The organism is Streptomyces sp. NPDC002776 (assembly GCF_053592195.1).
In genome coordinates this window covers 363,075-387,806 of record NZ_JBSFVG010000004.1, presented here as the reverse complement: position 1 = coordinate 387,806, position 24,732 = coordinate 363,075, and the positions used below count along the sequence as shown (strand labels likewise).

Below are 24,732 nucleotides of genomic sequence, written 5' to 3'. Positions count from 1 at the left end.
CGTCACTTGGCGGCGGCCGGAGCGTCCTCGCCGAGAAGCCTGCCGTCCGAGGTCTCGAACTGCTTCTTGAAGTCGGCGATCGCGTCGGCAACAGCGGTGAGGGTGTCGTCCGAGAGCTTGCCGCCCTCCCTGATGGAGGTCATGAGGCCCTGCTCCTTGCGGTGCAGGTACTCCAGCAGCTCCTTCTCGAAGCGGCGGACGTCGTTGACCGGCACGTCGTCCATCTTGCCGGTGGTACCCGCCCACACGGAGACGACCTGGTCCTCGGTGGACATCGGCTGGTACTGAGCCTGCTTCAGCAGCTCGACCATGCGCTGACCGCGCTCCAGCTGCGCCTTCGACGCGGCGTCCAGGTCGGAACCGAAGGCGGCGAAGGCCTCCAGCTCACGGAACTGGGCGAGGTCGACGCGCAGTCGGCCGGAGACCTGCTTCATCGCCTTGTGCTGCGCGGAACCACCGACTCGGGAGACGGAGATACCGACGTTCAGGGCGGGGCGCTGACCGGCGTTGAACAGGTCCGACTCCAGGAAGCACTGGCCGTCGGTGATGGAGATGACGTTGGTCGGGATGAACGCCGAGACGTCGTTGGCCTTGGTCTCGACGATCGGCAGACCGGTCATCGAGCCGGCGCCCATCTCGTCGGAGAGCTTCGCGCAGCGCTCCAGCAGACGGGAGTGCAGGTAGAAGACGTCACCCGGGTAGGCCTCACGGCCCGGCGGACGGCGCAGCAGCAGCGACACGGCACGGTAGGCGTCCGCCTGCTTCGACAGGTCGTCGAAGATGATGAGGACGTGCTTGCCCTCGTACATCCACTGCTGACCGATGGCCGAGCCGGTGTACGGCGCCAGGTACTTGAAGCCGGCCGGGTCGGACGCCGGGGCGGCGACGATGGTCGTGTACTCCAGCGCGCCGTTCTCCTCCAGCGCGCGGCGGACCGACGCGATCGTCGAGCCCTTCTGGCCGATGGCGACGTAGATGCAGCGGACCTGCTTCTTCGGGTCGCCCGAACGCCAGTTGTCGCGCTGGTTGATGATCGTGTCGACGGCCAGGGCGGTCTTGCCGGTCTGGCGGTCACCGATGATCAGCTGACGCTGACCGCGGCCGATCGGGGTCATCGCGTCGACGGCCTTGTAGCCGGTCTCCATCGGCTCGTGCACCGACTTACGGGCCATGACGCCCGGAGCCTGCAGCTCGAGGGCGCGTCGGCCGCTGGTCTCGATCTCGCCGAGGCCGTCGATCGGGTTGCCGAGGGGGTCGACGACACGGCCGAGGTAGCCCTCGCCGACGGCCACGGAGAGGACCTCACCGGTACGGGAGACCGGCTGCCCCTCCTCGATACCGCTGAACTCACCGAGGACGATGGCGCCGATCTCGCGCTCTTCCAGGTTGAGCGCGAGGCCGAGGGTGCCGTCCTCGAACTTCAGCAGTTCGTTGGCCATGGCCGAGGGCAGACCCTCGACCTTCGCGATGCCGTCGCCGGCAAGGGTGACCGTACCGACCTCCTCGCGCGAGGCCGCGTCCGGCTTGTACGACTGGACGAAGGTCTCCAGTGCGTCCCGGATCTCCTCCGGCCGGATCGTGAGCTCCGCCATCTGGGTTCCCTGCTCTCCTTGTTGGGCCCGAAGTTTCACTTTGGGGGTCTGGGGGCGACCCCCAGGATTCTTCTGTACGGCCCAACCAGGGCCGTCGTAAGTACGTACTGCTATGAAGTTGCTGCTAGCTCGCCAGTCGGCGGCCGGCGTCCTCGATACGGTCGGCGAGGGAGCCGTTGATGACCTCGTCACCGACCTGCACCCGGATCCCGCCGAGGACCGCCGGGTCCACGTCGAGGTTGAGGTGCATGCGGCGGCCGTAGAGCTTCGCCAGCGCGGCGCCGAGGCGCTGCTTCTGGCCGTCGCTCAGCGGTACCGCCGAGGTGACGACGGCGACCATGCGGTCCCGGCGCTCGGCGGCGAGCTTGGACAGGGACTCGAGGCCCGTCTCCAGGCTACGTCCACGCGGCGCGGTCACAAGGCGCGTCACCAGACGCTCGGTGGTCGCATCGGCCCGTCCGCCGAGCAGGCTGCGCAGCAGCTCGCTCTTGGCCGAACCGGTGGCCGCACGGTTGGTCAGCGCGGCACGCAGCTCGGTGCTCGAGGAGACGATCCGGCCGAACCGGAAGAGCTCGTCCTCGACGTTGTCGAGGGTGCCCGTCCGCTGCGCGGCGGTGAGGTCGGCGGTGTCCGCCAGCTGCTCCAGTGCGTACACCAGGTCGCGGGACTGCGACCAGCGGGAGCGCACCAGACCGGCCAGCAGGTCGGCGGTCTCGCCGCTGACCTGGCCGCCGAGCAGGCGCCGGGCCAGCTCGGCCTTGGCCTCACCGGCCTGCGCCGGGTCGGTGAGGACCCGACGCAGCGACACCTCGCGGTCGAGCAGCGCGGTGACGGCCGCCAGCTCGCCGGCGAGCTGCGCCGCGTCCACGGACGTGTTGTCCGTCAGCGCGTCGAGACGCTCACGTGCGGCTGCCAGGGCCTCGCGGCTCGCTCCGTTCATCGCGTGGCCTCGGCCTTCTCCTCGAGCTCGTCGAGGAAGCGGTCGATGACACGGCTCTGGCGGGCGTGGTCCTCGAGGGACTCGCCGACGAGCTTGCCGGCCAGGTCGGTGGCGAGCTTGCCGACGTCCTGGCGCAGCGCGGAAGCGGCGGCCTTGCGGTCGGCGTCGATCTGGGAGTGACCCGCGGCGACGATCTCCTCGCGCTGCCGCTGGCCTTCCGCACGCATCTCGGCGATGAGCGCGGCACCCTGCTCCTGCGCCTCCTGGCGCAGACGCGCGGCCTCGTGCCGGGCCTCGGCGAGCTGTGCCTTGTACTGCTCAAGGACGCTCTGGGCCTCGACCTTCATGGCCTCGGCCTCTTCGATACCGCCTTCGATCGCCGCGCGGCGCTCCTCCAGAACCTTGTTGATGTTCGGAAGCAGCTTCTTCCAGAAGAAGAAGAACACGATGGCGAAGGCGATGGTGCCGACGAGCAGCTCGGGGCCGGGCGGGATGAGCGGGTTCTGCTCTTCCTCGGCCGCCAGCTGTACCAGGTTGGCGATCACATCAGTGCCTTTCGTCGATTCGTGTCAGTAAGGGTTGATCACTTACCGAACACGAACGGCATAACGATGCCGATGAGGGCGAGAGCCTCACAGAAGGCGAAGCCCAGGATCTGGTTGGCGCGGATCAGACCGGCAGCCTCGGGCTGGCGGGCGAGAGCCTGCGTGCCGTTACCGAAGATGATGCCGACGCCGACGCCGGGGCCGATGGCGGCGAGACCGTAGCCGATGGAACCGAGGGAACCGGAGACCTCAGCGGCAAGCTGCACAGCGGACATGCTGTAACTTCCTTCTCTTTGCGGACCGGTGGGGGTTGGCCACCGGACGACTGGGGGTGTGCGGGCGGGTTGGGGCTCAGTGGTGCTCGGCGAGAGCGCCCTGGATGTACGAGCAGGCGAGGAGCACGAAGACGTACGCCTGGACCGCCTGCACGAAAAGCTCGAAGAGGATCATGACGATGGTCATGACGAAGGAGACGCCGGCCGCCGGGATCATCCAGCTGTTCAGCAGGTACCAGGAGGCGACGGTGAACATGACCAGCATCAGGTGGCCGGCGAACATGTTCGCGAACAGTCGGACCGCGTGCGTGAACGGGCGGACCAGGACGTTCGAGAAGAACTCGATGACGACGACGAGCGGCAGGACCGCGCCGAGCTCCTTGTCGTAACCGGTGAGGTTCTTCAGGCCGCCGACGAAGCCGTGCCTCTTGAAGGTCAGCGACATCCACACGATGTAGACGATGAGCGCCAGCACGATCGGGTACGCGATGATCGACGACACCGGGAACTGCGCCAGCGGGATCACGGACCAGATGTTCATGATCCAGATGAAGAAGAACAGCGAGACCATCAGGGGGACGTACTTCTCGCCCTCCTTCTTGCCGAGGGTCTCGTACACGATGCCGCGGCGCACGAAGTCGTAACCGGCCTCGCCGACCATCTGCAGCTTGCCCGGGACGACCTTGGCCTTGCCGAACGCAGCCCAGAAGAAGCTGACGACAAGGAGGGTGGTGATGAGCGCGAGCAGCATCACCTTGTTGAACTCGAACCCGCCTACCGTGGCGATCGGCTTGAAGAGGAACGAGTACAGGCCCGGAGCCGGAAAACCACACCCGTTGTCGGACATGATCCGACAGCTCCAGTCAAAGGCGAGCTGGGTCTGGTCAGCACTCACCGCGGGCTCCTTCGGCGTGACGCATGGGTACGGCAACCTCGTTGTGTCGGCGCGGCGCGCAGCCGCGGGTCGGCACCGGACTGGTGTTACGGATGTGAGGGCGGCTCTGGGGCATCAAGCCTCGCGATCGAGCAGGCGTCAGCTCAGATGCCCGCGCCCGCGATGCCGCAGTTGGCACCGGACGATAGCAGGAGTTCCCCCAGGCCTTTATCCCGCCCCTACCCCTCACGTCGACGGCCCTGTCTTCTCGGTCTTCTCACTCTTCGCGGAGTCCGGGTCGATGTAGAAGATCTTGGCCTTCATGTGCGCGCGTGCCTGCGCGGCCATCCACACGACGGTTGCGACGACGAGCGAGACCGCGAAGGCCTTCGCATTGAAGAGAGAGGTGTCCTTGAAGAGGGCGACGAAGATCAGGAGCAGCAGGAGCTGGGCGACATAGAGCATCAGCCCCATGGCCTGGAACAGCTGCGGGAGCGTTTTTGCCGTCCACTGGAGAACGTACAGACCGATTCCCATGAAGAGGATGGCCAGCAGTGTGCCGATCGCCGCACCCAGCGCGCCCTTGCCACCGGCGACCGCAGCGCTGACGGCGACGACAATCGCGCCGGCAGCCGCTGTGGGCACAGCGATCTGCAGAAGATTCCGGGCGTCATTGGACGGCATGGCGGCAACTCCGCTTTCACAGGGGGAGGGGTGTCGTCATGGACGAGCGTAATCCCGGGCTGAGAGAGAACCTCACTCCGATGGGCCGTCGCACTGCGGTCCTTCGGCTCTATCCGGGGTTCTCGTGAACCGTATCACAAACTATTTGATGAGGTCTTTACCTGCCGGGTGTGCTCGGTGTCACACATGAGAGTGACAGCGCGCGTATGTGCAGGAACCTCGCCCCTTTGTCTGGTATTGGGGGACTTCGTTCCCCCACGGTTTGGCAATGCTCTAGTCAGATTCTTACCTTGCCGTCAGCGCGACGATCCGGCCTTACGCCGGTCCAGGAAGCGCGAACGGGCGCCGAGCGCGGTCGCGCCGTTGACTCGGGCGGCCCCGGCCGCCACCGGAGTGCGCGGCTCCGCCTCCGCCGGGTCGCCCTCGCCGCCCGGCGTCTGACGGGTGGCCGCCGCCGGTTCCGACACGGCCGCGGGGCGCCGGTAGCGCGGCGGCACGAAGGCCTGGGCCCACCTCGGGGTGCGCGGCGTGAAGCGCGGCAGCAGGAGCAGGGCCAGGCCGATGGCGCTGAGGAACACGATGCCGAGCACGATCCACATGGACGCCGAGTTCACCGAGTAGGCCAGGGCGCCGAACGCGATCAGCGCCGACCAGAAGTACATGATCAGAACGGCCCGGCTGTGGGAGTGGCCGATCTCCAGCAGCCGGTGGTGCAGATGCCCCCGGTCGGCCGCGAACGGGGACTGGCCCCGCCAGGTGCGGCGCACGATCGCCAGCACCAGGTCGGCGGCCGGGATCGCGATGATGGTCAGCGGCAGCAGCAGCGGGATGTAGACCGGCACCGTCTGGTGCACGGCCGCCTTCTCGGACCCGGCGAACAGCTTCAGCGCGTCCGGGTCGACCTGTCCGGTGATGGAGATCGCGCCCGCGGCGAGCACCAGGCCGATCAGCATCGACCCGGAGTCGCCCATGAAGATCCGCGCCGGGTGCATGTTGTGCGGCAGGAAGCCCAGGCACATGCCCATGAGGATCGCCGAGAACAGGGTGGCCGGGGCGGCGGCCTCGATGCCGTAGGACACCCAGACCCGGTAGGCGTAGAGGAAGAACGCCGCCGACGCGATGCACACCATGCCGGCCGCGAGGCCGTCGAGGCCGTCGACGAAGTTCACGGCGTTGATGGTGATGACGACCAGCGCGACCGTGAGCAGGGTGCCCTGCCACTGGGTCAGCGCGACCGAACCGACGCCCGGGATGGGCAGCCACAGGATGGTCAGACCCTGCATGACCATCACGCCGGCGGCGATCATCTGGCCGCCCAGCTTGATCAGGGCGTCGATCTCGAACTTGTCGTCCAGGACACCGATCAGCCAGATCAGCGCGGCGCCCGAGAGCAGCGCGCGCGGTTCGTTGGAGTTGTCGAAGACGGTGCTGAGGTTCGCCAGGTGGTCGGCGACCAGCAGGCCCGCGCACAGCCCGAAGAACATGGCGATACCGCCGAGCCGCGGAGTGGGTTCCCGGTGCACGTCACGTGCCCGGATCTCCGGCATCGCCCCGGCCACGATCGCGAACTTCCGCACCGGCCCTGTGAGCAGGTACGTCACCGCGGCCGTGATGCAGAGCGTCAGCAGGTATTCACGCACGGGCTTCCCCACAGGTCTCGCTGGCCATCTCAGCCCCACACCCTAGCGAGGCGCGCATATGGTTGGGGACTTCCGGGTAGCGACGATGGTTGCACGTGAGGCTGTGCACACGAGTGCGTCTACCCCGGCTCAGCCCGGATAGGGCGGAAATGCCCCGGCCAGGTCCCGCACTTCCGCCCGCGTGCGCACGACGTCCGACTCCCCGCGCACCACCCCCGCCAGCAGGGCGGCGATCCGGGCCATCTCCTTCTCCCCCATGCCCTGGGTGGTCACCGCCGCCGCCCCCAGGCGCAGGCCGCGGGCGTCGCCGTGCGGCAGGGCGCAGCAGTCCAGGACGATCCCGGCCGCGGCGAGCAGACCGCGGGCGGTGCGGCCGTCGGCACCGAGCGGGGCGGGGTCGGCGGTGATCAGGTGGGTGTCGGTGCCGCCGGTGGTGACGACGAGGCCCTCGGCGGCGAGACCGGCCGCGAGGGCTCGCGCGTTGGCGACCACCTGATGGGCGTACGCGGTGAAGGCCGGTGTCGCCGCCTCGCCGAACGCGACGGCCTTGGCGGCGATGGTGTGCATCTGCGCGCCGCCCTGGGTGAAGGGGAACACGGCCCGGTCGACCCGCTCGGCGAGCTCCGCGCCGCACAGGATCATCCCGCCGCGCGGTCCGCGCAGCACCTTGTGGGTGACGGCGCACACGATGTCGGCGTACGGCACCGGGCTGGGCGCCGCTCCCCCGGCGACGAGCCCGATGGGGTGGGCGGCGTCGGCGATGAGATAGGCGCCCACCTCGTCGGCGACCTCGCGGAAGAAGGCGTAGTCGATGTGCCGGGGGTAGGCGATGGAGCCGCACACGATCGCCTTGGGCCGGTGGCCGCGCGCGAGGGCGCGCACCTGGTCGTGGTCGAGGAGGCCGGTCTCGGCGTCGACGCCGTAGGGGACGAAGTCGAACCAGCGGCCGGAGAAGTTGGCGGGCGAACCGTGGGTGAGATGGCCGCCGTAGGGCAGGCCGAGGGCGAGGACGGTGTCGCCGGGGCGCAGCAGGGCCGCGTAGGCGGCGAGGACGGCCGAAGACCCGGAGTGGGACTGCACGTTGGCGTGCTCGGCACCGAACAGCGCCTTGGCGCGGTCCACCGCGATCCGCTCGGCGACGTCGACGATCTCGCAGCCGCCGTGGTGCCGGGCACCGGGGTAGCCCTCGGCGTACTTGTTGGCGAGGGGGGAACCGAGCGCGGCCAGTACGGCCGGCGAGGTGAAGTTCTCGGCGGCGATCAGCTGCAGGGTGGTCGCCTGCCGCTCCCGCTCACCGAGCAGGATCTCCGCCAGCTCGGGATCCTGCCGACGCAGGACATCGGCCTCTAGGACAGGGGTGACCGACATGGTGGGCTCCGGGGCGTCGACGGTGACGTAGCACCAATGTAGGCCCGGTGTTCGCCGCCCGCTCGCTCACGTCCGCGCGGGCACTCCGGTCAGCGCGGTGACCACCGGATCCAGGGCCTCGTGTATCTCGTCCCCGATGGAGCGGAAGAACGGCAGGGGGGCGCCGTACGGGTCGAAGACCTCGTCGGCCTCCGCCGTCGGGGCCAGCAGCCACCCGCGGAGCGCGGCCGCGGCGCGGACCAGGGCGCGGGCGCGGGCGACGACGCCGTCCTCCAGCGGGGGCAGGGTCGCCGGGTCGATGGCCCGCACCAGGCGGGTGAACTCCTTCAGGGTGAAGGTGCGCAGGCCCGCCGAGTGGCCCATCGAGATGACCTGGGCCCGGTGGTCGCGGGTCGCGGTCAGCACCAGGTCCGCGCGGATCACATGGTCGTCGAGGAGCTCCCGCCCGACGAAGCCGGAGGGGTCGGCGCCGAAGTCGGCGAGGACGGTCTCCGCGTTGGCCTCCATGGGCGCGCCCTCATGGCCCCAGGTGCCCGCGCTCTCCACGATCAGCCCGCCCCACAACGGGTCGCCGAGCCGGTCCGCGAGGGCATGACGGGTCAGCCGCTCGGTGATCGGCGAGCGGCACACGTTGCCGGTGCTGACGTGGAGGATGCGGAAGCTGTCCCTCGGGAGCCCGAAGGTGGTGGTCTCTTCCCCGTTGCCTATGCCACGCCCCGCGTCAGGGGCTGTCAATTCGCCACCTCGAGGTCGGGTACGACCTTGCGCAGCTCGTCCGGCGAGAGGGCGCCCTCGCGCAGCAGCAGCGGCACCTCGCGGGTGACGTCGACGATCGACGACGGGATGTTGCCGGGCGTGGGCCCGCCGTCGAGGTACACGGAGACGGAGTCGCCGAGCATGCCCTGGGCCGCGTCGCAGTCCTCCGGCGCCGGGTGCCCGGTCAGGTTCGCCGAGGAGACCGCCATCGGGCCGACGTCGGTCAGCAGCTCGATCGCCACCGGGTGCAGCGGCATCCGCACGGCGACGGTGCCGCGGGTGTCGCCCAGGTCCCACTGGAGGGACGGCTGGTGCCTGGCGACCAGGGTGAGCGCGCCCGGCCAGAACGCGTCGACCAGCTCCCAGGCCAGCTCGGAGAAGTCGGTGACCAGGCCGTGCAGGGTGTTCGGAGAGCCGATGAGAACGGGGGTGGGCATGTTGCGGCCCCGGCCCTTGGCGTCCAGCAGATCGCCCACGGCCTCCTTGGAGAACGCGTCGGCGCCGATGCCGTACACCGTGTCGGTCGGGAGGACCACGAGCTCGCCACGGCGGACGGCGGACGCGGCTTCACGCAGACCGGTCGTGCGGTCGGTCGCGTCATTGGTGTCGTATCGCCGTGCCATGTCTAGCGGGCCTCCTCGTACACGTACTGCTGATGGGTCATGGGGGTGCTCACGGCAGCGCCTTGCGGGCGGTGGCGAAGCGCGGCCGGTTGTTGAGGTCCGGGTGATCGGCCGCGTCGGCCCAGCCCCGCTCCTCGGTGAAGATCCACGGCACCTGGCCGCCCTGGGTGTCGGCGTGCTCGATGACGACGACGCCCCCGGGGCGCAGCAGCCGGTGCGCGGTGCGCTCCAAGCCGCGGATGAGCTCGAGGCCGTCCTCCCCCGAGAACAGGGCGAGTTCGGGATCGTAGTCGCGTGCCTCGGGCGCCACGTACTCCCACTCCGTGAGGGGGATGTACGGCGGATTGGAGATGACCAGGTCGACCTGGCCGTCCAGGTCGGGGAAGGCGTCGAGGGCGTTGCCCTGACGCAGGTCGACGCGGGACCCCTCCATGTTCTTGCGGGTCCACCGCAGGGCGTCCTCGGACAGCTCCACGGCGTGCACCCGGGAGCGCGGGACCTCCTGGGCGAGGGCGAGCGCGATGGCACCCGAGCCGGTGCACAGGTCGACGATGAGCGGCTCCACGACGTCCATGGCGCGTACGGCGTCTATGGCCCAGCCGACGACCGACTCGGTCTCGGGGCGGGGCACGAAGACGCCGGGGCCGACCTGGAGTTCCAGGTAGCGGAAGAAGGCGCGGCCGGTGATGTGCTGGAGCGGCTCGCGCTGCTCACGGCGGGCGATGACCTCCCAGTACCGGGCGTCGAAGTCGGCGTCCCGCACCGAGTGCAGCTCGCCCCGCTTCACGCCGTGCACGAACGCGGCGAGCTCCTCCGCGTCGTTGCGCGGCGAGGGCACGCCGGCGTCGGCGAGCCGCTGGGTGGCCTGTGCCACCTCCGCGAGCAGCAGGTTCACGCTCGTCCTCCGGTCCTCAGGTCTCCGTGCCTTACGCGGCTGCGAGCTTGGCGGCCGAGTCCGCGTCGACGCAGGCCTGGATCACCGCGTCGAGATCGCCGTCCAGGACCTGGTCCAGGTTGTACGCCTTGAAGCCGACGCGGTGGTCCGAGAGGCGATTCTCCGGGAAGTTGTACGTACGGATCTTCTCGGAGCGGTCGACGGTGCGGACCTGGCTGCGGCGGGCGTCGGCGGCTTCCTTCTCCGCCTCCTCCTGCGCCGCGGCGAGCAGCCTGGAGCGCAGGATACGCAGTGCCTGCTCCTTGTTCTGCAGCTGGCTCTTCTCGTTCTGGCAGGATGCGACCACTCCGGTGGGGAGGTGTGTGATGCGCACGGCGGAGTCCGTGGTGTTGACGGACTGCCCGCCGGGGCCGGAGGAGCGGTACACGTCGATCCGCAGGTCGTTGGGGTTGATCTCGACGTCGACCTCCTCCGCCTCGGGCGTGACCAGCACACCGGCCGCGGAGGTGTGGATACGGCCCTGGGACTCGGTCGCCGGGACGCGCTGCACGCGGTGCACACCGCCCTCGTACTTCAGCCGCGCCCACACGCCCTGGCCGGGCTCGGTGGCGCCCTGGCCGCCCTTGGTCTTCACGGCGACCTGGACGTCCTTGTAGCCGCCGAGCTCGGACTCGGTGGCGTCGATGATCTCGGTCTTCCAGCCGACGCGCTCGGCGTAGCGCAGGTACATGCGCAGCAGGTCGCCCGCGAAGAGCGCGGACTCGTCACCGCCGGCGCCCGCCTTGATCTCCAGGATGACGTCCTTGTCGTCATTCGGGTCGCGCGGGACCAGCAGCAGCCGCAGCTTCTCCGTCAGCTCCTCGCGCTGCTTGTCCAGCTCCTTGACCTCGGCGGCGAACTCCGGGTCGTCGGCGCCCAGTTCGCGCGCGGTCTCCATGTCGTCGCCGGTCTGCTTCCAGGAGCGGTACGTGGCGACGATCGGGGTGAGCTCGGCGTAGCGCTTGTTCAGCTTGCGCGCGTTGGCCTGGTCGGAGTGGACCGACGGGTCGGAGAGCTTCTTCTCCAGGTCGGCGTGCTCGACGACGAGTTCCTCGACGGCCTCGAACATCTCTGGGCTCCTGTACGTACGTGGGTGAAGGGCGGACGACCAAAAACGCCGGTCCCGGCACGCCTGTGGAGGGCGCGGCCGCGGACCGGCGAAATGGGGCTCGCTACTTCTTGGAGCCGGCAGCCTTGCCGAAGCGGGCCTCGAAGCGGGCCACACGGCCACCGGTGTCGAGGATCTTCTGCTTGCCCGTGTAGAACGGGTGGCACTCGGAGCAGACCTCGGCACGGACGGTGCCGCTGGAGATCGTGCTGCGGGTGGTGAACGACGCGCCACAGGTGCAGCTGACCTGCGTCTCGACGTACTCGGGGTGGATGTCGCGCTTCAAGGTGTCTCCTAGTTTCGGGAGGGCGCCGGGTCGCAGCCGCGGGATGCGGAGGCGTGAACCGGAGCCGACGTACCAGTCTGCCAGGACTGGGGCCATCCCCCAAAACGAGGGGTGGCTGTCGGGTATTCCCCGCGGGTCCGTGAGGGCTGGTCGCGCGGTTCCCCGCGCCCCTAGCCGGCGCTCACGACGTCCTTGGCCTGGCCGGTGGCCGTGCCTTCCGTGGCCGCCTCGGGAATCGCCTGGTCCTTCTTCAGGGCCTTCCAGACCAGCTTCGCCTTCTTCTCGTCCACCAGGACGCGGTTGCCGTCGGCCGTGTCGTACTGCACGGGCATCGTGACCATCGTCATGTCCGAGGAGCTGATGCCCTTGAGGCCGCCTGCGAAGGACATGAGCTTGTTGACCGAGTCCAGGTCGGAGTCGGTGGTGACGGTGCTGGTCGCGGTGTCGGCCAGGTCGTACAGCTTCTTCGGGTTGGTGAAGACGCCGACCTCCTTGACCTGGTTGATCAGCGCCTTGATGAAGGCCTGCTGAAGCTGGATCCGGCCGAGGTCCGAGCCGTCGCCGACGCCGTGCCGGGTGCGCACCAGGCCGAGCGCCTGCTCGCCGGTGAGCGTGTGGGTGCCGGCCTTCAGGTCCAGATGGCTGTCGGGGTCCTTGATGTCCTCGGTGGTGGTGATGTCCACGCCGCCGAGGTCGTCGACCAGCTTCTGGAAGCCGCTGAAGTCGACCTCCAGGTAGTGGTCCATGCGCAGGTTCGTGATCGACTCGACGGTCTTGACCGCGCAGGCCGCGCCGCCGGTGGTGTACGCCGAGTTGAACATCACGCCGCTCGCGGCGTCATGGGTGCCGCCGTCGGCGTCGGTGCACTCGGGGCGGTCGATGAGGGTGTCCCGCGGGATGGAGACCACGCTGGCCTTCTGGTGGCCCTTGTACACGTGCACGATCATCGCCGTGTCGGAGCGGGCGCTGCCGTCGTCGGCGCCGCCGCCCAGGTCCTGGTTGCTGCCTGAGCGGGTGTCGGAGCCGAGCACCAGGATGTTCTCGGAGCCGTTGTCCACCTTCTCCGGGCGGTCGGTGCCGAGGACCTGGTCGATGTCGACGCTGTTGATGTTGCCGTTGAGCTTGAAGTACAGGAAGCCGGCTCCGGTGCCGCCCAGGACGACGATGCCCGCGGCGGTCCAGGCCATGATCAGCAGGCTCTTGGGACGCTTGTCGCGGGGCTTGCGGCGGTGGCCCTTGGCGCGGGGGCCCGGGCCGTCCGCGGCGGTGTCACCCGCTATGCCGGACTCCGGCGTGCTCTCGGCGGACATGTGCTCCTCGGTTCTCGTCCGGTCGGCTACCCCCTGCTTTCAGGGTCAGGCGTGGTCTGCGGAAGACCCGTACCGCACCATCGTCGCTCCGCCGGGTCAGACGGCGAAACTCGGGAAAGGGTTGCACAACACACTGTGGCCACCCTGTGAAAAGGTGGCCACAGTGCGTACGGCGGCCATCCGGGCGGACGCCTGTCACCTGCGGTTTCAGGCGAAGATGTCGTACTGCTTGAAATCGGTGCCCACGGAGATCCTTGTGGCGAAGATCTCGCTGGTGGCCTTGCCGGTGCCCTTGTACAGGTAGAGCGTGCCGCCGGGGGTGCGGGCCAGCAGATCGGCCCGGCCGTCGCCGGTGACGTCGCCGACGGTGGCGACCTTGTTGTACGTCGAGGTGCTCCAGGTGCGCACCTTCACCCGGGACGAGAACGGCGCCGAGGCCGATCCGGTGCCCTGGTACACGTACACGGCGCCGTTGCTGCGGGTGCGCGCGATCAGGTCGGTCCGGCCGTCGCCCGAGAAGTCACCGTGGCCGACCAGGACGTCGTACTGGCTCCAGCCGGTGCCGCTGCCGACCTGGACGCGGCTCGCGAAGGTGCCGTTGCCCTTGCCCGGGTAGAGCCACAGCTTCCCGGCGGAGTCCACGGACAGCAGGTCGGGCAGGTAGTCGCCGGTGACATCGCCGGGGGTGACGATGCGGGTGCGGGTCTTCCAGTTGTCGGCGACCTTCGTGGTGGCCCAGGAGCCGCTCACGGGCACCCAGTGCTTCCAGAAGACGTCACCGTCGGAGCCGCGGCGGACCAGCAGGTCCTGGTAGCCGTCCCGGTTCAGGTCGTTCTGGAGGACGACGTTGTAGGCGCCCCAGTTGCCCCAGGACTCACGGGCGCCGAAGGAGGTGCCCTGGGAGTCCTTCTCGTAGCCGGTCTTGGTGGAGGCGTTGCGCACCCACAGGTCGGCCTTGTGGTCCCCGCTCAGGTTGGTGTCGTCCACGCGCGGGTAGGTCGCGCCGACGTAGGTCCTCACCTTGGCGAAGACGCTGTAGGCGCCCTTGGCGACACAGTCCTGCACGCCCCAGGAGACGACGCCGACGATGCGGTTGTTGACGATCAGCGGGCCGCCGGAGTCGCCGTTGCAGGCGGTGGTGGTGCCGCTGTCGCTGCCGCTGGCGGGCTTGCCCGCGCAGACCATGTGGCCCTTGACGAAGTCGGCGCCGTAGAAGGCGGCGCAGGTGGCGTCGGACTGGATCGGCAGGGTGGCCGTCTTCAGCGTCTGGGAGACGTTCTGGTCGGTGGAGGTGGTGCGGCCCCAGCCGTAGACCTTGGCGCTGGTGCCGGCCGCGTAGGCGGCGGTCTCGGTGGACGTCGCCATCCGGATCGGGGTGGCCTTGACCGGCTGGGCCAGGGTGAGCACCGCGATGTCGTTGTCGATCGTCCGCGAGCTGTAGGAGGGGTGGTTCCACTGGCGGTGGACGGCGGTGGCGGTGCCGCCGTTCAGGTCGCCGTCGGGGAGCTGGGTGGCGCCGGTGACGACGGCTCCGTACGCCTTCCAGTTGTAGCCCTGGACGCAGTGCGCGGCGGTGAGGATCTTCGTCGGCGAGACGACCGTGCCGCCGCAGAAGAAGTAGACGCCGTTCGTCTCGTCCTGGTACCAGAGCTGGGCCATCCACGGCGCGTTCGTGATGGTGGTCGTGGTGCCACCGATGATCTTCGCGTCGACCGTGCCGGAGCCGCTGTACGACGACTTGGCCGACGAGACGCCGGCGGTGTCCTCGTGGGCGGCGGCGCCCAGGACGCGCTGCTCCAGCTCGGCGGGCGAGGGAGAGGCGGCGCTCGGCATGGCCGGCGGGTTCGGCTGCGCGGAGGCGGCCCCGGCGGACGAGGTCAGCAGCGCGCCGGCGACGGCCGCGGCGACACCGGCGGCCGCGACGGGCAGGGCGATCCGCAGCCGGCGTCTGTGCCGCCCGCCCCCGGACATGGGTGTACCCACGAATGTCCCCCCTAGGGATCACAAGTTCGAAGAGCGCGATCGTACCCCGGAGGGAAACAGCGAAGAGGGCCGCCCTTGAACCAAGGGCGGCCCTCTTCGCTACGACTCAGCGGCGACTAGTCACCGTTGCCCGGCGTCGGCGTCGTCTTCTGGATCTGCATCAGGAACTCGGCGTTCGACTTCGTCTGCTTCATCTTGTCGAGCAGCAGCTCCACCGCCTGCTGCTGGTCGAGCGCGTGCAGCACCCGGCGCAGCTTCCAGACGATGGCCAGCTCGTCGGGGGCGAGCAGGATCTCTTCCTTACGGGTACCGGACGCGTCGACGTCCACCGCCGGGAAGATCCGCTTGTCCGCGAGCTTGCGGTCGAGCTTCAGCTCGGCGTTGCCCGTGCCCTTGAACTCCTCGAAGATCACCTCGTCCATGCGGGACCCGGTGTCGACGAGAGCCGTCGCCAGGATGGTGAGCGAGCCACCGTCCTCGATGTTGCGCGCCGCACCGAAGAAGCGCTTCGGCGGGTACAGCGCGGTCGAGTCGACACCACCGGACAGGATGCGGCCGGAGGCGGGGGCGGCGAGGTTGTACGCACGGCCCAGACGCGTGATCGAGTCGAGCAGCACGACGACGTCGTGGCCCAGCTCCACCAGACGCTTGGCCCGCTCGATGGCCAGCTCGGCGACCGTGGTGTGGTCCTCGGCCGGGCGGTCGAAGGTCGAGGAGATGACCTCGCCCTTCACCGACCGCTGCATGTCGGTGACCTCTTCGGGACGCTCGTCGACGAGGACGACCATCAGGTGGCACTCGGGGTTGTTGTGCGTGATCGCGTTGGCGATCGCCTGCATGATCATGGTCTTGCCGGTCTTCGGCGGGGCCACGATCAGACCGCGCTGGCCCTTACCGATCGGCGCGACGAGGTCGATGATGCGGGTGGTGAGGATGCCCGGGTCCGTCTCCAGACGGAGCCGGTCCTGCGGGTACAGCGGGGTGAGCTTGTTGAACTCCGGGCGGCCACGGCCGTGTTCGGGCGCCATGCCGTTGACGGAGTCGAGGCGGACCAGCGCGTTGAACTTCTCGCGGCGCTCGCCTTCCTTCGGCTGGCGCACGGCACCGGTGACGTGGTCGCCCTTGCGCAGGCCGTTCTTGCGGACCTGGGCGAGGGAGACGTATACGTCGTTGGGGCCCGGGAGGTAGCCCGAGGTGCGGATGAAGGCGTAGTTGTCGAGGATGTCGAGGATGCCCGCGACGGGGATCAGGACGTCGTCCTCGTTGATCTGCGGCTCCTGGGCGCTGCCCATCTCGTCGCGGCCACGACGGCCACGGCGGTCGCGGTAACGCCCGCGACGGCCACGACGGCCGCCCTCGAAGTCGTCGTCGTCCTGCTGCTGGCGGTCACGGTCGCGGTCCTGACGGCCGCCGCCCTGCTGCTGGCCCTGCTGCTGGCCGCGCTGGCCGCCCTGCTGGTCGTCACCCTTGCGACGGTCACCGCGGTCACCACCGCGGTCGCCACCACGGTCACCGCGGTCGCCACGGTCACCGCGGTCGCGGTCCCGGCCGCGCTCACGGCGGTCGCGGCGGCGGCCCTCGCCGCCGTCACCGGCGTCGCCCTGCGGCTGCGCCGGGCTCTCGGCCTTCGGCTCGCTCTTGGCCTCGGCGGCGACCGTCTCGGGCGCGGCGGCCACGGGGGCGCCGGCCTCGGCGGTGGCACGGCGGCGACGGCGCTCCGCGGGGGCGTCGTCGGAGGCCGGCTGGCCGGGGATCTCGATCTGCTGCTGCGCCACGGCCTGCTCGGCGGGCGCCTCGGCCTTCGCCGCCTTCTTGGCGGGCGCGTCGTCGCCGGTACGGGCCTTGGAGGTGGCCCGGCGCTTGGGCTTGGTCTCGGTGGCGTCGGCCTTGGGGGCCGCGGCACCTCCTCCCGCCTGCGCTTCCTTGATGACCTCGATCAGCTGGCTCTTGCGCATACGCGCGGTGCCCCTGATGCCGAGGCCGGATGCGACCTGCTGCAGCTCGGCCAGCACCATGCCCTCGAGGCCGGTACCGCGGCGCCGCCGGGAGCCGGCACCGGTGGCAGGCGCGGAGGCGTCCGTGGCGGGCGCGGCAGCGGTCTCCTCGACACGTGCGCCCATCAGATCGGTGGTGTCGCTCACGAAGGGTCCTTCCCTGGAGCGGACGTCGGCCTGTCTGGCTCGGCGACCGGTTGTGCTGTCCGGCTGTGGTCCTTTTCGTGGACCGGCCGGGGCGGTGGTCCGCCCAAAGCGGCGGAAGAAATATCGGTGATGGCGCTTCCCAGAGCCGTGGCACTGAGTGTCCGTGTCACGTGGCTTGGTCGCACCGGTTCCGGAGCGTGCCCGGCGAGTCGCTCAGCGCCCGCGTACGTCGTACGGAACACAGTGCGGCTTGGGAGGCTCCCGGAAGAATGTCTGTCCCGGACGGGGACACAAAGCACCTCGCCATGGTGGGGTCGGGTGCAGACTTGAGATTAACACTACCGGATCCAACAAACATTCCCCCTCTCGAAATCCGGCAACCGTGCGCTTTCAAAAGTCACCGGAGGGCGCGAGCGGCAGCACGCTCGCTCCCCGGGCGTCGAGGTCGAGCCGGTTCGCGGCCCATCCTTCGCCCGCCAGATGAGCCACCTTGTCGGCGCTGTCGCCGTCGGCCAGCGCGAGCACGGTCGGTCCCGCTCCCGAGATGACCGCCGGGACTCCGTCGGCCCGCAACCGCTCCACCAGCGCGGCGCTCTCCGGCATGGCCGGGGCGCGGTACTCCTGGTGCAGACGGTCCTCGGTGGCGGGCAGCAGCAGTTCGGGGCGCCGGGTGAGGGCCTCGACGAGCAGGGCGGCACGGCCCGCGTTGGCGGCGGCGTCGACATGCGGCACGGTGCGCGGGAGAAGGCCGCGCGCGGTCTCGGTGAGGACCGGCTTCCCGGGCACGAAAACCACCGGAACGATGGAATCGGCGGGATCCATCCTGATCGCCCGGGCCGCGCCGGACTCCATCCAGGAGAGCGTGAAACCGCCGAGCAGACAGGCCGCGACATTGTCGGGGTGGCCCTCGATCTCGGTGGCGAGCTCCAGCAGGGCCGCGTCGTCGAGCCGGGACTCACCGCCTATGGTCACGGCACGCGCGGCGACGATGCCGGCGCAGATGGCGGCGGAGGAGGAGCCGAGGCCGCGGCCGTGCGGGATGCGGTTGGCGCACACGATCTCCAGGCCGCGCGGCTGTCCGCCGAGCAGGTCGAAGGCGGTGCGCAGGGACCGTACGAGCAGGTGCTTCTCGTCGCGCGGGAGCGTTTCGCCGCCCTCACCCGCGATGTCGATGTGCAGCCCGGAGTCGGCCACCCGGACGACCACGTCGTCGTACAGCCCCAGCGACAGGCCGAAGGCGTCGAAGCCCGGGCCGAGGTTGGCGCTGGTGGCGGGGACGCGCACCCGGACGGCGGCGGCGCGGAAGGCTGGACCGGCCATCGCTCGATGACTCTCCTTGAGCTGCGTGATTGTCGAAGACATTCGATACGTACGGGATGACCCTCGGGCCGTGGAGACGGCGCGGCACCCCGCCGGATGCTCGGGCATATGCGGCGGGCGGGTTCGGTACAGCCTATCGAAGGAAGGTTCAGTGGCGACATAGGGCGCACAGGAGGCGCACGATGCGTGTCGTAAGCCCCCTGTGCACCCCCTGTGCGGCGCTGATCAGGCCAGACCCAGCCGCTCGGCCGCCGTGGCCGCGTCGACCGGGACGGTGACGGGCTGCGGGGCGCCCGCGACCGCCCAGTCGGGGTCCTTCAGGCCGTTGCCGGTGACGGTGCACACGATCCGCTGGCCCGGGTCGACCTTGCCCTGCTCGGCGGCCTTGAGCAGACCGGCGACGGACGCGGCGGACGCCGGCTCCACGAAGACGCCCTCCTGGGCGGCCAACAGGCGGTAGGCGCGCAGGATCTCACGGTCCGTCACCTCGTCGATGAAGCCACCGGACTCGTCCCGGGCCGCGAGCGCGAACTGCCAGGAGGCGGGGTTGCCGATGCGGATCGCGGTGGCGATCGTCGACGGGTCCTTGACGACCTCGCCGCGCACGATGGGCGCGGAACCGGACGCCTGGAAACCCCACATGCGCGGGGTCCGCTTCGAGACACCGTCGGCGGCGTACTCGCTGTAACCCTTCCAGTACGCGGTGATGTTGCCCGCGTTGCCGACCGGCAGGACGTGGATGTCGGGGGCGTCGCCGAGCATGTCGACGATCTCGAAGGCAGCCGTCTTCTGGCCCTCGATACGTACCGGGTTGACCGAATTGACCAGCGCCACGGGGTAGTTGTCGCTGAGCGCGCGGGCCAGCGTGAGGCAGTCGTCGAAGTTCCCGTCGACCTGGAGGATCTTCGCGCCGTGCACCAGCGCCTGGCCCATCTTGCCGAGCGCGATCTTGCCCTGCGGCACGAGAACGGCCGAAACCATACCCGCGCGCACCGCGTAGGCGGCCGCGGAGGCCGACGTGTTGCCGGTGGAGGCGCAGATGACCGCCTTGGCGCCCTCCTCCTTGGCCCGCGTGATGGCCATGGTCATGCCGCGGTCCTTGAAGGACCCCGTCGGGTTGGCGCCCTCCACCTTCAGGTGGACCTCGCAGCCCGTGCGCTCGGAGAGCACCTGCGCGGGCACGAGCGGCGTGCCGCCCTCACGGAGCGTCACGACCGGCGTGGTGGCGGAGACGGGCAGCCGGTCCCGGTACTCCTCGATGATTCCGCGCCACTGGTGGGTCATTGCTGGTTACTCTCCTTCAACCCGCATGATGCTGGCGACACCACGCACGGTGTCGAGCTTGCGCAGCGCCTCGACGGTGCCGCCGAGGGCCGCGTCGGACGCACGGTGGGTCACGACGACGAGCGACGCCTCACCGTCCTTACCCTGCTGCCGAACCGTGTCGATGGAGACACCGTGCTCGGCGAAGACGGTCGCCACCTGGGCGAGAACGCCCGGTTTGTCGGCGACGTCAAGGCTGATGTGGTACCGAGTGACGACATCGCCCATGCCGGAGACGGTCAGGTCGGCGTAGGCGGACTCGCCGGGTCCGGTGGTGCCGCTGAGCCGGTTGCGGCAGACGGCGACGAGGTCGCCGAGCACGGCGGAGGCGGTCGGGGCGCCGCCCGCGCCGGGGCCGTAGAACATGAGCTGGCCGGAGGCGTCGGACTCGACGAAGACGGCGTTGTACGCGCCGCGCACCGAGGCGAGCGGGTGGGTCAGCGGAATCATCGCGGGATGCACGCGCGCGGTGACGGACCGGCCGTCCCCGGCCCGCTCGCAGATGGCGAGCAGCTTGATGGTGCAGCCCATCCCCCTGGCGGAGGCGAAGTCGGCCGCGGTCACCTCGGTCATGCCCTCGCGGTAGACGTCGTCGAGACGCACGCGCGTGTGGAAGGCGATTCCGGCGAGGATGGCGGCCTTGGCGGCGGCGTCGAAGGCCTCGACGTCGGCGGTGGGGTCGGCTTCCGCGTACCCGAGGGCGGTGGCCTCGTCGAGGGCCTCCTGATAGCCGGCGCCGGTCGAGTCCATCTTGTCGAGGATGAAGTTCGTCGTGCCGTTGACGATGCCGAGGACGCGGTTGACCTTGTCACCGGCCAGCGACTCGCGCAGCGGCCGGATCAGCGGGATGGCGCCGGCGACGGCGGCCTCGTAGTAGAGGTCCTTGCCGTGGGACTCGGCCGCGGCGTGCAGGTCGGCGCCGTCCTGGGCGAGGAGGGCCTTGTTGGCGGAGACGACGGAGGCGCCGTGCTCGAAGGCGGTGGTGATGAGGGAGCGGGCGGGCTCGATGCCGCCGATGACCTCCACCACGACGTCGATGTCGCCGCGTTTGACGAGCGCGGTGGCGTCGGTGGTGATGAGTTCGCGTGGGATGCCCTCACGCACCTTGTCGGGGCGTCGCACGGCGACTCCGGCGAGCTCCACGGGGGCGCCGATCCGGGCGGCGAGGTCGTCGGCGTGCGTCGTCATGATGCGCGCCACCTCTGAGCCGACCACTCCACAGCCCAGCAGCGCCACCTTCAGCGGACGCGTACGCATCATCCGACCTCGTTTCCTTTACCTTCTACGGTTGCACCAGTCTCACTCACCGGACCGGAGTTTCTATCCCTGGTCCGGATCGTGAGACGACTATTTCATTTTCCTGACGGGTGGAGACCGGAAGATCTTCCGCCCCGCTGCTTCAGGCGATCGGCCTGGCGATCAGCCGACATCGAGACGCAGGAGATCCTCCTCCGTCTCCCGGCGGACGATCACCCGGGACTCGCCGTCCCGCACGGCCACGACGGGCGGCCGCAGCACGTGGTTGTAGTTGCTGGCCATGGACCGGCAGTAGGCGCCGGTGGCCGGTACGGCGATCAGGTCACCGGGTGCCAGGTCGGCGGGCAGGAACGCGTCCCGCACGACGATGTCCCCACTCTCGCAGTGCTTGCCGACCACCCGGGCGAGCATCGGCGCCGCGTCGGACGTACGGGAGACCAGCGAGACGCTGTACTCGGCGTCGTAGAGCGCGGTGCGGATGTTGTCGGACATGCCGCCGTCGACGGAGACGTAGGTGCGCAGCCCGTCGAGCGGCTTGATGGTGCCCACCTCGTACAGGGTGAAGGCGGTGGGCCCGACGATGGCCCGCCCCGGCTCGACGGAGATGCGCGGCGTGCGCAGCTTGGCGGACTCGCACTCACGGGTGACGATCTCGGTGAGCGCCTTGGCGATCTCGTGCGGCTCGCGGGGGTCGTCGTCGCTGGTGTAGGCGATGCCGAGCCCGCCCCCGAGGTCGATCTCGGGCAGCTCGATGCCGTGCTCGTCCCGGATGTCCTTGAGCAGCCCCACGACCCGGTGCGCGGCGACCTCGAACCCGGACATGTCGAAGATCTGCGAGCCGATGTGGGAGTGGATCCCGATCAGTTCGAGCCCGTCCAGCTGCAGGGCGCGCCGGACCGCCTCCGCGGCCTGTCCCCCGGCCAGCGGGATACCGAACTTCTGGTCCTCGTGGGCGGTGGCGATGAACTCGTGCGTGTGGGCCTCGACGCCGACGGTGATACGGATCTGCACGCGCTGCCGCTTGCCGAGCCCCTGCGCGATGTGGGCGACGCGGACGATCTCCTGGAAGGAGTCGAGGACGATCCGTCCCACGCCGCTCTCGATGGCCCGGGTGATCTCCGCGACCGACTTGTTGTTCCCGTGGAAGGCGATGCGGTCGGCGGGCATCCCGGCGGAGAGGGCGGTGGCGAGTTCGCCCCCGGAGCACACGTCCAGGTTGAGCCCCTCCTCGTGCAGCCACCGGACGATGGCGCGGGAGAGGAAGGCCTTGCCGGCGTAGAAGACGTCGGCGTCGGTGCCGAACGCGGTGCGCCAGGCGCGGGCGCGGGCACGGAAGTCGGTCTCGTCGACGACGTAGGCGGGGGTGCCGTGTTCTTCGGCGAGGGTCTGCACATCGATTCCGCCGACGGTGAGGACGCCGTCCTGGTCGCGGGTGACGGTCTGGGCCCACACCTTGGGGTCGAGGGCGTTCAGATCGGCCGGCGGGGCGGAGTAGTGGCCCTCGGGCAGGACATCGGCGTGGCGGGGCCCGGCGGGGTGTGCGGAACGGCTCATGACTCTTGTGGCTTCCTCAGAGGTGTTCGGGTGCGTCGATGCCGAGCAGGGACAGGCCGCCGGCCAGCACCGCCCCGGCGGCTTCGGCAAGAGCGAGCCGGGAACGGTGGGCGACCGAGGGTTTCTCCGCACCGCGCGGCAGCACGGCAGGCAGAAGAACGAGAACGGCATCGGCGACGGTGACGAGGTGCCGCGCGAGACGATCGGGGGCGTGGTGGGTGGCGGCGGCGGCGAGGATGCGGGGGTGGTCGGCGAGGGGGGTGATGAGGGGGGTGGCTTCGGGGAGTGCGGTGAGGGGGGTGGTGAGGGCCGTGACTTCGGGGGGTGCGGCGAGGAGGGTGGGCTGCGGGGTGGGGGCGGGGGCCGCCGTCGAGGAGGGGGTGGGGCCCGGTTCCTCGGTGATGGCCGGGGCGGCGGCGTACGAGGCGGGAGCGAGGGCCGCGTGCGGGGCTCGGGCGGGGGCCGCGGTGCGGCCGAGGGCCTGGGTAGGCGCTGCTTCTGGGGCGAGGGCGGGGCCTGCGGGGTGAGGGGCGCGGGCGGGATCTGCCTCCGCGGAGACGCCGAGGTCGGCGGTGTGCGAGGCCGGGGCCGGGGGCGTCGTCGAGGTGGGGGCGGGTCCCGGTTCTGCGGAGACGCCGAGGGCCGCGGGGGGCGAGGCGGGAGCGGTGGCGGCCGTTGGAGTGGGCGCGGGTCCCGGTTCCGCGAAGATGCCGAGGGCCGCGGGGGGCGTCGTGGGGGTGGGCGTGGGGTCCGGTTGTGCTGTGAAGCCGAGGGCCGCGGCGTTGCGGGCGGTCGCGCGGATGCGGGCGTGGGCGTAGCGGACGCGGAAGAGGGGGTTGGACTCGCGCTGGACGAGGTGTTCGTCGGTGATGCGGGGCCGGTCGTGCGCGGCGGGGTACAGCAGGGCCCAGCGGGCGGCGTCGGCGCCGAGGGGGACGGGGTCGCCGGGGGCGGGGACCGGACGGACGTTGACGTCGAGTGGCGCGGGGGCGGCGGGTCGGCCGTACGCGTCGACGTCGACACCGAGCACGTCCTGCCACGCCTGCTCGGGGCGGGCCTCGCAGCTGGTACGGACGAGGGCGCCCTGCGACCGCAGGATCCGCGCGACGGCGTCCATGACGACGACGGCACGCACCTCGTGAGGGCAGTGGAGCTGCACGACCTGCCCACTGGGCCCGTCGGCGAAGCCGTACCGCGATCCGCGCCGCAGGATGTCCTCGACGAGAGCGATGGGGGCCGCGTCCCGCAGACGGAAGTTGATGAACCCGGGTCCGGTGACGACGACGTCGTCGACGCCGTCCGCCCCGGCGAGATGCGGGCGCAGGATCTCGGCGACGCGCTGCGGCGTCTGCCCCGCCGGGCGAGCGAGCTGCAGCGCGATGTTGGTGGCGTAGTCCCCGCACCCGCCGGGCCCGGGCACGGTCACCACGGCCCGTTCCGGCACGGCCACGCGCAGTTCCCCCTCGTCGACAGCACGACGCACCGCGCGCAGCACGGTACGGGAGAGCTCGACGGGGGTCACGGGACAAGCGTAGGGGAGAAGGGGGGTGGGTAAGCGAGCGGGTTTGGGCGATGGTCCGGGATGTGGACGGCCGGATGGGACGCGCCGGGCAGGTGGACCGCTCACGATCACACCGACCGACCCCCGCCGACCGAGCACCCCCGCCGATGCGACGACCTCAGCCGCCACCCCGCCCGCAGTCCCCGGCACTGGCCCGCGCCCCGGCCCCCAGGACGCCCCCACCGCTCTGCTTCCGCTCGATCAGCCGACGTACGAGGGCGACGAGTTCGGTGGGTTCGAATGGCTTGGCGAGGAACGCGTCGACGCCGACATCGAGGCCGCTCTCGACCTCGTACTGGGTGCAGGCGCTGACGATGGCGAGGGGCAGATCTCTGGTTCGGGGATCGGCGCGGAGCTGCGCGGCGGTGCGCAGCCCGTCCAGCCGGGGCATGACGACGTCGAGGGTGATGACGTCCGGACGCACCTGATGCACCACATCCAGACACTCGGCACCATCGGCCGCGGTCACGACCTCGAGGCCCTCCAGCTCGAGATTGACCCTGATCAGTTGCCGGATGACCTTGTTGTCGTCCACAACAAGCACCCGGCCCGGCGCGCCTGACACAACTCGAGAGTAGGTCCGGACCGGCCACCGCGTCCGGGTTTTGCCCACTTCCACCCCGTGCGAGCTACCCGACCCCCGGAAACCGGTTCATGA

Annotated in this window: 22 protein-coding genes; all 22 read right to left on the bottom strand. The window is 70.2% G+C overall.

Annotation, left to right across the window (positions count from 1 at the left end; genetic code table 11):
- Nucleotides 1–2: 2 nt before the first annotated feature.
- Nucleotides 3–1,592, bottom strand: coding sequence for a F0F1 ATP synthase subunit alpha (atpA, locus tag ACWD11_RS11680; RefSeq protein ID WP_389414931.1), 1,590 nt, complete (start codon nucleotides 1,590–1,592; stop codon nucleotides 3–5).
- A gap of 124 nt (nucleotides 1,593–1,716) precedes the next feature.
- On the bottom strand, nucleotides 1,717–2,532 hold the full coding sequence (locus ACWD11_RS11675) for a F0F1 ATP synthase subunit delta (RefSeq protein ID WP_389414932.1): 816 nt from the start codon (nucleotides 2,530–2,532) through the stop codon (nucleotides 1,717–1,719).
- Nucleotides 2,529–3,077, bottom strand: coding sequence for a F0F1 ATP synthase subunit B (locus ACWD11_RS11670; protein ID WP_389414933.1), 549 nt, complete (start codon nucleotides 3,075–3,077; stop codon nucleotides 2,529–2,531). Before ACWD11_RS11670 ends, ACWD11_RS11675 begins: the two co-directional genes overlap by 4 nt.
- 38 nt (nucleotides 3,078–3,115) lie before the next feature.
- Complete coding sequence (locus ACWD11_RS11665) at nucleotides 3,116–3,352, bottom strand: ATP synthase subunit c family protein (protein ID WP_186284969.1); 237 nt, start codon at nucleotides 3,350–3,352, stop codon at nucleotides 3,116–3,118.
- A 76-nt stretch (nucleotides 3,353–3,428) separates the two neighbouring features.
- Nucleotides 3,429–4,199, bottom strand: coding sequence for a F0F1 ATP synthase subunit A (atpB, locus tag ACWD11_RS11660; protein ID WP_389415614.1), 771 nt, complete (start codon nucleotides 4,197–4,199; stop codon nucleotides 3,429–3,431).
- Nucleotides 4,200–4,472: 273 nt separating this feature from the next.
- Entirely contained in the window at nucleotides 4,473–4,910 is a 438-nt protein-coding gene (locus tag ACWD11_RS11655) for a hypothetical protein (protein WP_389414934.1), read from the bottom strand.
- A 296-nt stretch (nucleotides 4,911–5,206) separates the two neighbouring features.
- Nucleotides 5,207–6,550, bottom strand: coding sequence for an MraY family glycosyltransferase (locus ACWD11_RS11650; protein ID WP_389414935.1), 1,344 nt, complete (start codon nucleotides 6,548–6,550; stop codon nucleotides 5,207–5,209).
- Nucleotides 6,551–6,679: 129 nt separating this feature from the next.
- Nucleotides 6,680–7,918 carry a serine hydroxymethyltransferase gene (locus ACWD11_RS11645; protein WP_389414936.1) on the bottom strand — a complete coding sequence of 413 codons (1,239 nt, stop codon included), beginning with the start codon at nucleotides 7,916–7,918 and terminating at the stop codon, nucleotides 6,680–6,682.
- 66 nt (nucleotides 7,919–7,984) lie between these two features.
- Entirely contained in the window at nucleotides 7,985–8,653 is a 669-nt protein-coding gene (locus ACWD11_RS11640) for an arsenate reductase/protein-tyrosine-phosphatase family protein (RefSeq protein ID WP_389414937.1), read from the bottom strand.
- Nucleotides 8,650–9,297: an L-threonylcarbamoyladenylate synthase gene (locus ACWD11_RS11635; RefSeq protein WP_383312239.1), complete on the bottom strand. Its 648-nt coding sequence runs from the start codon at nucleotides 9,295–9,297 to the stop codon at nucleotides 8,650–8,652. The genes ACWD11_RS11640 and ACWD11_RS11635 overlap by 4 nt, the downstream gene beginning before the upstream one ends.
- 49 nt (nucleotides 9,298–9,346) lie before the next feature.
- On the bottom strand, nucleotides 9,347–10,192 hold the full coding sequence (gene prmC / locus ACWD11_RS11630) for a peptide chain release factor N(5)-glutamine methyltransferase (RefSeq protein ID WP_328873844.1): 846 nt from the start codon (nucleotides 10,190–10,192) through the stop codon (nucleotides 9,347–9,349).
- Nucleotides 10,193–10,223: 31 nt separating this feature from the next.
- Nucleotides 10,224–11,300 (bottom strand): peptide chain release factor 1, encoded by a 1,077-nt coding sequence (prfA, locus tag ACWD11_RS11625; protein ID WP_389414938.1) that lies wholly within the window; start codon nucleotides 11,298–11,300, stop codon nucleotides 10,224–10,226.
- 103 nt (nucleotides 11,301–11,403) lie between these two features.
- The gene (rpmE, locus tag ACWD11_RS11620; protein WP_016438250.1) at nucleotides 11,404–11,625 is read right to left on the bottom strand and encodes a 50S ribosomal protein L31; all 222 of its coding nucleotides are present in this window, start codon (nucleotides 11,623–11,625) and stop codon (nucleotides 11,404–11,406) included.
- Between the two features lie 170 nt (nucleotides 11,626–11,795).
- Nucleotides 11,796–12,935: an LCP family protein gene (locus ACWD11_RS11615; protein WP_451282674.1), complete on the bottom strand. Its 1,140-nt coding sequence runs from the start codon at nucleotides 12,933–12,935 to the stop codon at nucleotides 11,796–11,798.
- Nucleotides 12,936–13,142: 207 nt separating this feature from the next.
- Nucleotides 13,143–14,906 (bottom strand): trypsin-like serine protease, encoded by a 1,764-nt coding sequence (locus tag ACWD11_RS11610; protein ID WP_451282754.1) that lies wholly within the window; start codon nucleotides 14,904–14,906, stop codon nucleotides 13,143–13,145.
- A gap of 128 nt (nucleotides 14,907–15,034) precedes the next feature.
- Complete coding sequence (gene rho / locus ACWD11_RS11605; RefSeq protein WP_451282672.1) at nucleotides 15,035–17,059, bottom strand: transcription termination factor Rho; 2,025 nt, start codon at nucleotides 17,057–17,059, stop codon at nucleotides 15,035–15,037.
- Nucleotides 17,060–17,449: 390 nt separating this feature from the next.
- Complete coding sequence (thrB, locus tag ACWD11_RS11600; protein WP_389414941.1) at nucleotides 17,450–18,379, bottom strand: homoserine kinase; 930 nt, start codon at nucleotides 18,377–18,379, stop codon at nucleotides 17,450–17,452.
- Between the two features lie 225 nt (nucleotides 18,380–18,604).
- On the bottom strand, nucleotides 18,605–19,663 hold the full coding sequence (thrC, locus tag ACWD11_RS11595) for a threonine synthase (RefSeq protein ID WP_389414942.1): 1,059 nt from the start codon (nucleotides 19,661–19,663) through the stop codon (nucleotides 18,605–18,607).
- Nucleotides 19,664–19,669: 6 nt separating this feature from the next.
- Entirely contained in the window at nucleotides 19,670–20,962 is a 1,293-nt protein-coding gene (locus ACWD11_RS11590) for a homoserine dehydrogenase (RefSeq protein ID WP_389414943.1), read from the bottom strand.
- A 159-nt stretch (nucleotides 20,963–21,121) separates the two neighbouring features.
- Nucleotides 21,122–22,513, bottom strand: coding sequence for a diaminopimelate decarboxylase (lysA, locus tag ACWD11_RS11585; RefSeq protein WP_389414944.1), 1,392 nt, complete (start codon nucleotides 22,511–22,513; stop codon nucleotides 21,122–21,124).
- 16 nt (nucleotides 22,514–22,529) lie between these two features.
- The gene (gene nrtL / locus ACWD11_RS11580; RefSeq protein ID WP_451282669.1) at nucleotides 22,530–24,035 is read right to left on the bottom strand and encodes an ArgS-related anticodon-binding protein NrtL; all 1,506 of its coding nucleotides are present in this window, start codon (nucleotides 24,033–24,035) and stop codon (nucleotides 22,530–22,532) included.
- A 157-nt stretch (nucleotides 24,036–24,192) separates the two neighbouring features.
- The gene (locus tag ACWD11_RS11575; protein ID WP_389414945.1) at nucleotides 24,193–24,693 is read right to left on the bottom strand and encodes a response regulator; all 501 of its coding nucleotides are present in this window, start codon (nucleotides 24,691–24,693) and stop codon (nucleotides 24,193–24,195) included.
- Between the last annotated feature and the right edge of the window lie 39 nt (nucleotides 24,694–24,732).